The following is a 6805-nucleotide window of genomic DNA, read 5'->3' on the forward strand; positions in this document are numbered from 1 at the left end:
TCAATACCCGTTGGGCGTGCCTATTTCAGGCACGCCCAACGCAATTTCCAAGCCCCCAACGTCACACCGTTAGTTTGGCGCGTACCGCGTTACGCGCCTCTACCAGGTTCGCTAACGCTGGGCGCACTTCTTCATACCTACGCGTTTTGAGACCACAATCCGGGTTCACCCACAGACGCTCACGTGGCACGTGCGTGATCGCAGCCTCGAGCAAACCAGTGAGTTCTTCCACCGTGGGCACACGTGGCGAGTGGATGTCATAGACACCTGGGCCCACGCTCCGATCAAACTCCTCAGGGTCCAAGCTGGCCAACAGTTCCATGCGTGACCGAGCAGCTTCAATACTGGTGACATCCGCGTCCAGAGCGTCGATTGCAGCGATCACCTGGCCAAACTCCGAATAACACAAGTGCGTGTGGATCTGCGTACCTGGATCCACACTGATGCTCGACAAGCGGAACGCATCCACTGCCCAAGCGATGTAGTCCGCACGGTTATCTGCACGCAACGGTAGCAACTCGCGAAGCGCCGGTTCATCAATCTGAATGATCCGAACCCCAGCCGATTCCAGTTCAGCGACCTCGTCGGACAGTGCCAGCCCGATCTGCTCAGCCACCGTTGACAGTGGCACGTCATCGCGCACGAACGACCACGACAGGATCGTCACCGGGCCGGTGAGCATCCCCTTGACCGGTTTATCGGTGAGACTTGCAGCATAGGTCGACCAGGGAACCGTGATGGGTTCTGGCCGGTGAACGTCACCAAACAGGATGGGTGGGCGGGTACAGCGACTTCCGTATGACTGCACCCAACCGTTGTCGGTCACTGCGAAACCGGCTAGGTTTTCAGCGAAGTACTGCACCATGTCGTTGCGCTCGGGTTCACCGTGAACGATCACGTCGAATCCAAGCTCCTCCTGCAACCTCACGACCTCAGCGATCTCTGCACGCATGGTCTGGGTGTATTCGTCCTCAGAAATACGGCCGCCGCGCAGGGCAGCGCGAGCTTGGCGCACCTCGGGCGTTTGCGGGAACGACCCAATCGTTGTTGTGGGTAACAGCGGCAGGCCAAGAGACTCCTGGGCCTGGCGACGTTCCTCAACACTTCCAACACGTGTGCAACGCTCACCAATGCTAGCCGTGCGGGCGCGTACCTGCTCATCAACCACGCGGTCGGATTCGGCGCGCGTGCGGACTGCGCGGGCAGATCGGCTAAAGGCAGCCTCGCGCACACTGACAGGATCAGCGGCACCGTCGCGGTGAGCGTCCAAGGCAGCTGCGAGCGCTTCGACCTCCGTGACTTTCTCTTCTGCAAAGGACAACCAACCGGCCACGTCCACGGGAAGTCGTTTTTCCGCGCTCACCGTGTACGGGACGTGTAGCAAGGAGGTCGAGGTGGACACGGATACCTCGTGGCCGCCACCCTGCAGGGACGTCAGTACGGCAAGCTCAGCTTCGAGGTCGGCTGCCCAAATGTTCCGGCCGTCAATCACGCCGGCGACCAGGCGGGTATCCCCAAAATCCGTGGCCTTCAACCTGTCTAGCCAGTCAGGGTCGATGGCGCGGGTTGCGGCGGAAAGGTCGATACCAAGCGCCTCGGGGCCGGCTTCCAACAGGGCATTCAGCCCCGCACGCAAAGAACCGTAGGGGGCGGTGATGAGGACCTGCGGGCGGTCTGTAGCGGCCAGCAGCCGTGCGTGCGCCTGGCCTGCGCGCTGTGCGAGGTCCTCGTCTGAAATCTCGTCGAGGTCGGTCACCAGGATCGGTTCGTCGATCTGCACCCATTCCACCCCAGCGGTGTGCAGGGCTGTGAGCAGTTCAGCGTAGGTGTCTACCAGTTCGTCGAGCCGGTCAAGTGGTTGCCGGGTAGCGTCCTCAGCTGGTTTCGACAGGGCCAACAGGGTCACCGGCCCTAACAGGACGGGGCGAATCGTGTGCCCTGCCTGGCGCGCTTCGTCGACGAGTTCCAGGATCCGCTGGGGGCGGGCGGTGAACGTGCGGTCGTCAGCGACCTCGGGCACTAGGTAGTGGTAGTTCGTGTCGAACCATTTGGTCATTTCCAATGGCGCCTGCTGGGCCGTGCCACGGGCCAGCGCAAAGTACTCACCCAGGTCAGTGCCGGTGGGGTCCTCCCCCACGAGCCCAGCGGTCAGTGCCGCGTCCAAAACTTGATCGTAGGCGGAGAAGTCGCCGGGGATCGCATAGTCGGCCACAAGGCCCAGGTCACGCTGCCGGTCATAGGAGGACAGGCGCAGGCTGTGTGCTGCTTCTGCGTATTCGGTTTCGTCAATAGTGCCGGCCCACAGCGCTTCAAGTGCGCGCTTGAGTTCACGGCGTGGGCCGATCCGTGGAAGTCCGGTCACTGTTGCGTGAGGGAATGGGGTGCTCGAGGTGCTGGTCATGGTGTGTCCTTTCGGTTGTTTGTCAGCCTGGCGCGGGTTTGGGGGCTCAGGCGTGCCAGTAGTTCGGTGATAGTTGTTGGGTCGTTGAAGGTGTAGAAGTGCAGGCCGGGAACCCCTACCTCGACCAAGGCTTCGACGAAGTCGGCGGTCAGGCTCAACCCAATTTCGTACTCTTCAGCCGGGCTACCCGCCGCAGCCAAAGCCTGCGCGATGTACGCCGGCGGGGTGAGGCCTGACAGGTGGCACATGCGTGTGAGCCGGGCACTTCCGGTGATGGGCATGATGCCGGGAATGATCGGTAGGGTGACGCCGGCTAGGTCAGCTCGGCGGGACATTGTGGTGATCTGGGCGGGGTTGAAAAACAGTTGAGTGATGGCAAAGTCGGCGCCGTTGCGTTGTTTGGCGGCCAACACGTCGATGTCTTCTTCTGGCCGTTTCGATTCGGGGTGCCCACTGGGGTACGCGGCAACCCCTATGGCAAACCGGCCAGCGCACAGGCGGGCCACTTGGTTGCGTTCGACTGAGCGCAACAACGTGACTAGCGCGTCGGCGTGCGCCAGGTGGCCTGAGGGTGGCGCTGTTGCCCCTGGTGCCAGGTCGCCGCGGATTGCCAGGAACCCGCGCACACCTGAGTCAATGTAGCGTTCGATCCAGGTGACCAGTTCGTCGCGCGGCGCTGCGGTGCATGCCAAGTGGGCCAGCGGGCGCAGGCGGGTGGTGGCTGACAGTTGCGAGATGAACGCAGCTGTTCCTGCTGACCAGCCGGTACGTACCGCCGAGGTGACCGCCACGTAGTCAGGGTCGTAGGACGCTAGGAGGTCCAGGAGTTCCCCTGAGCGTTCCTGTTGTTCTGCGCTCCTGGGTGGCATGACTTCGAAGGACAGGGCCAGAGGTGATTCCGGTTGCTGGCCGGGCTCCCGCTCAGAGGTTCCGGTTGCCCAGGTGCCGGCCAGTGTGGTTCGTCCCGAGGTGTGGGTATCGAGGGGTGCTGAAGCTGAGAGAGTGGTCACTGGAGTCCTCAGCTCGCGTGGGTACGTGCGGGGGTTTCGAGGAGGTCGGCGTGGTGGATGGCGGCGACGTTCGGGTGGGAACGGAGCCGGGATTCCAGCGCGTTTTCGCCGTAGACGGCGTAGAGTGCGTCACGTTCGTCAGCACTTACTCCGCGTGCCTGGGAGGCGAGCTCTTCAGGAAGTGTGAGCTCGGGCAGGCTGGCACGCAGAGACGGGTTGTAGAAGAACGGAAGAGAGATGCGGTCTTGGCCAGGAGGTGTGGGCAGCACCCGGTGGACGGTTGCGCGCAAGTACCCACCGGTGGCCACTTCCAGCAGTTTGCCAATGTTGACCACGAAAGTGTTTTCAATGGGTTCGACGTCGATCCATGTGTCCTGGTAGTTCACCTGCAAACCGGTGGTGCCGGGTTGTGGGTAGAGCAGGGTCAGCACACCGCTGTCACGGTGCGCACCCACACCTTGCGTGATCGCACTTTCCTCAGCGGTTCCTTCTTTGGAAGCGTTGGTCGTTGCCGCCTCGGCGGTCACTTCAGCAGGCGTCACGGTAGGTGCCGGGTAGCGGATGATTTTGATGAACGACTCTGGGTCGTTGGCGAAAGCAGGGGAGAAAACGTCTGCGGGCTGCCCCAGGCTCAGAGCCCATTCAGACAGCAAGCGTTCGCCTACGGCGGTGAGTTTTTTGTGCCAGGAGTCAGTGACGGTTTTGAGCTCTGGCAAGGCCTCCGGATACAGGTTGGGGCCGGTGAGCCGGTCGTAGGTGTGCAGGGGCTCCGTTACAGGTTCGCGGTGTGGGCCGATGTCGATCTGTTCGCGCCAGTCCACGTTACCCAGCGTGCGTTCGCCGCCCACGCGGGTGTATCCGCGGAAGTGGGGCGAATTGGTGTTCTCGATACTGAGTTTGTCTTTTTCTGGCAGGGCGAAGAACCGCTGGGCGGTCTCCAGGAGATCAGTGAAGTCCGAGGCGGGAATGCCGTGCCCGGTGAGGTAGAAAAACCCTACTGAGTGGGTGACGTCGCGGAGTTGTCGACGGAAGTCGTCCGCGTGCTGTGGATCGTCAGCCAGTGACAGATCGAGGATTGGAAGGCTAGACAGTGACATTGCGTGCTCCTTGGTCTGAGGTGAGTGACTGTGGAGCCTACGCTAGGTTTAGAGAAGCAGGTGCGCTGGCAGTGGTGTCACACCGCGTCTTTTGGTGTCACATGCGTGCAACAGTGTGTCACGTAGCGTCAAAAACGGGCCATCACGCCCGGATCCCCTTACCACCAGAAGTGGGTGGGGGCGTCGAGGAACTCAAGGACTGCCCCCGCGAACGACATGGTGCCCACGGCCAGAATGTTTTTCCCTGATGCCAGGGCTTGTTCGCAGGCGCCTTCGACCGTGAGCACTGGCCCGTACGTGGCCAGGTGCGTGTAGTCCAGGTAGTCGCGTCCTGCACCTACGAATGTGACAGGCAGTGGCTCCAGGACTTCCAGGCACGCGTCTACGTCTTTGACATCTGGGAGTCCTGCGAGCACGTGGAAGTGGCCTAGCTCTTCTGTTGCACGGGTGAGTGCGTGCTGGATGCCTTCGGGGTTGATTCCAGCGTCCACCATCCACAGGGCGTCAGATTGCGGTGGCGTGTGTGTTGATGCGCGGGCAGGCAGTATGAGCTCCTGTTCACCGATCGGCACGTATCGCCCGGTGAGCGTGGCGGCGGCCCGTGCCCCGATTTCAAGGTTCGTCGCTGTCATGGTGGACGCGTGCACAAGTTCTGGTTCCGGTAGCTCCAGTTCTGGCAGTTCAGGTTCGCGTCCCTCTAGATAGTCCCACACTTCTTGTGGCTGGTTGTAGTGGGTGACGATGTTGGTGGTTGCGGGTGTGATGGTTCCCAGCAGGTCACGGGTGATCGCACGAATGGAGTTGCCCAAGATGTCGCCGTGTTCCATGAAGATTTGGGTGATCCCAACAGTGGGGTAGTCGAAGAGGGAGACGTCGTCGCTGAGTCCGCCCAGTCCTTCTTCGATGACCAGATAGTCGACGCCTTGTTGGAGTAGGTATGCGATGCCCACTTGTGTGTATATGCCCGATGGTGGCAGGTATCCGTCGGTGACGGGTGGCAGGGAGTGGATTGCGTTGTGCGCGATTTCGGAGATGCACGCGTATTCGGTGTGGCTGATTGCGCGTCCGTTGATGCGGATGCGTTCGCGGTTGTGGCGTAGTGGTGGGCTGGTGATGGTGCCTACGGTGGCGTTTTTTGCCAGCGCCGAGGTGGCTGCCGCTGTCGCTGTTCCTTTGCCTTTGGAGCCAACGATGAGGATGGCTGGGACGGGCAGTGTGCGGGTGAGGTCGAGTGCTTGTTGGAGTTGGGTTGATCTGGTACGGGACCGGGTGAGGTGTTTGTGGGCGTTCCATTCGCGGAAGAACGGTTCGTCGTGGGGGTCGTTTGTGGCAACCATGGTGTTTAGTTTATGGGTGGCTGGAAGCGCTTAGGGCGCCCCTCGTGTGAGGGACGCCCTAAGGTTTGTTAGCTATGGCTTGCGCCGTGGCTTTTTAGTTGTTGCGACGGCGTGAGCGCGCGATGAGTGCGATACCACCTGCGATCAGTGCGGTTGCTGCAGCAAGTGCTGCTCCAACTTCCACACCGGTTCGTGGCAGTGGGCCACCCTTGTCGTTGCTTCCGCCCTTGTCTGCGTCGCCTGTAACGGTGACGGTGAAGTATACAACTTCAGTCGATCCGTCTGGGTACGTGACGTGGACAGGGATCGTGACCTTGTCGCCTGGCTTCGCCCAGCTTGGGGCAGTTACCTTGATGGCGCCATTCTTGTCGATCTGTACACCCCAGCCGTTTGGCAGGTCCTTGCCCTTGATTTCAAGGGTGGTGCCGTTCGGGAGCTTGTCACCAATGTTTGGCAAGGTGATGGTGTCACCTGGCTTGATGGTGCTGTCGTTCCACTTAGGCTGGTAGTTTTCAGCGTCGGTCTTCTTTGGATCGTTGACGGTAACGGTGACTTCGTCAATCACCTTTCCGTCCTTGTCCTTAACAACAACCTTGATCTTGTCACCAGGCTTAGCGTCCTTGTCGATACCGACGCGGATGTTGCCATCCTTGTCGATTTCAGCCTTACCAGGACCTTCGACCTCAACCGTGGTGCCGTCAGGAACCTTGCCACCCTCGTTCGGGATCACAACGTTGTCACCAGGGTTGCCCTTGTTGTCGTTCCAGTCCGGCTTGTCAGCAGGAGCAGGAGCGTCAGGCTGCTTGTCGCCAGGCTTCTCGACGGTCACGGTGACTTCATCAATCACCTTTCCGTCCTTGTCCTTAACAACAACCTTGATCTTGTCACCAGGCTTAGCGTCCTTGTCGATACCGACGCGGATGTTGCCATCCTTGTCGATTTCAGCCTTACCAGGACCTT

Annotated in this window: 5 protein-coding genes; all 5 read right to left on the bottom strand. The window is 60.7% G+C overall.

The features are described from left to right. Positions 1 to 61: 61 nt before the first annotated feature. Positions 62 to 2401, bottom strand: a complete 2340-nt coding sequence (metE, locus tag MHX53_RS10560) for a 5-methyltetrahydropteroyltriglutamate--homocysteine S-methyltransferase (RefSeq protein WP_239272665.1) — start codon at positions 2399 to 2401, stop codon at positions 62 to 64. Then, positions 2398 to 3411, bottom strand: a complete 1014-nt coding sequence (locus tag MHX53_RS10565) for a methylenetetrahydrofolate reductase (protein ID WP_239272666.1) — start codon at positions 3409 to 3411, stop codon at positions 2398 to 2400. The genes metE and MHX53_RS10565 overlap by 4 nt, the downstream gene beginning before the upstream one ends. A gap of 8 nt (positions 3412 to 3419) precedes the next feature. Next, positions 3420 to 4508 carry a 2-oxoglutarate and iron-dependent oxygenase domain-containing protein gene (locus MHX53_RS10570; RefSeq protein ID WP_239272667.1) on the bottom strand — a complete coding sequence of 363 codons (1089 nt, stop codon included), beginning with the start codon at positions 4506 to 4508 and terminating at the stop codon, positions 3420 to 3422. 158 nt (positions 4509 to 4666) lie between these two features. Next, positions 4667 to 5845 (bottom strand): hypothetical protein, encoded by a 1179-nt coding sequence (locus tag MHX53_RS10575; protein WP_239272668.1) that lies wholly within the window; start codon positions 5843 to 5845, stop codon positions 4667 to 4669. Positions 5846 to 5939: 94 nt separating this feature from the next. Beyond that, the coding region (locus MHX53_RS10580) for a YPDG domain-containing protein (protein WP_239272669.1) at positions 5940 to 6805 on the bottom strand (866 nt) is incomplete at its 5' end.

This window comes from Brevibacterium sp. ACRRH (assembly GCF_022346365.1).
Classification (GTDB): domain Bacteria; phylum Actinomycetota; class Actinomycetes; order Actinomycetales; family Brevibacteriaceae; genus Brevibacterium; species Brevibacterium paucivorans.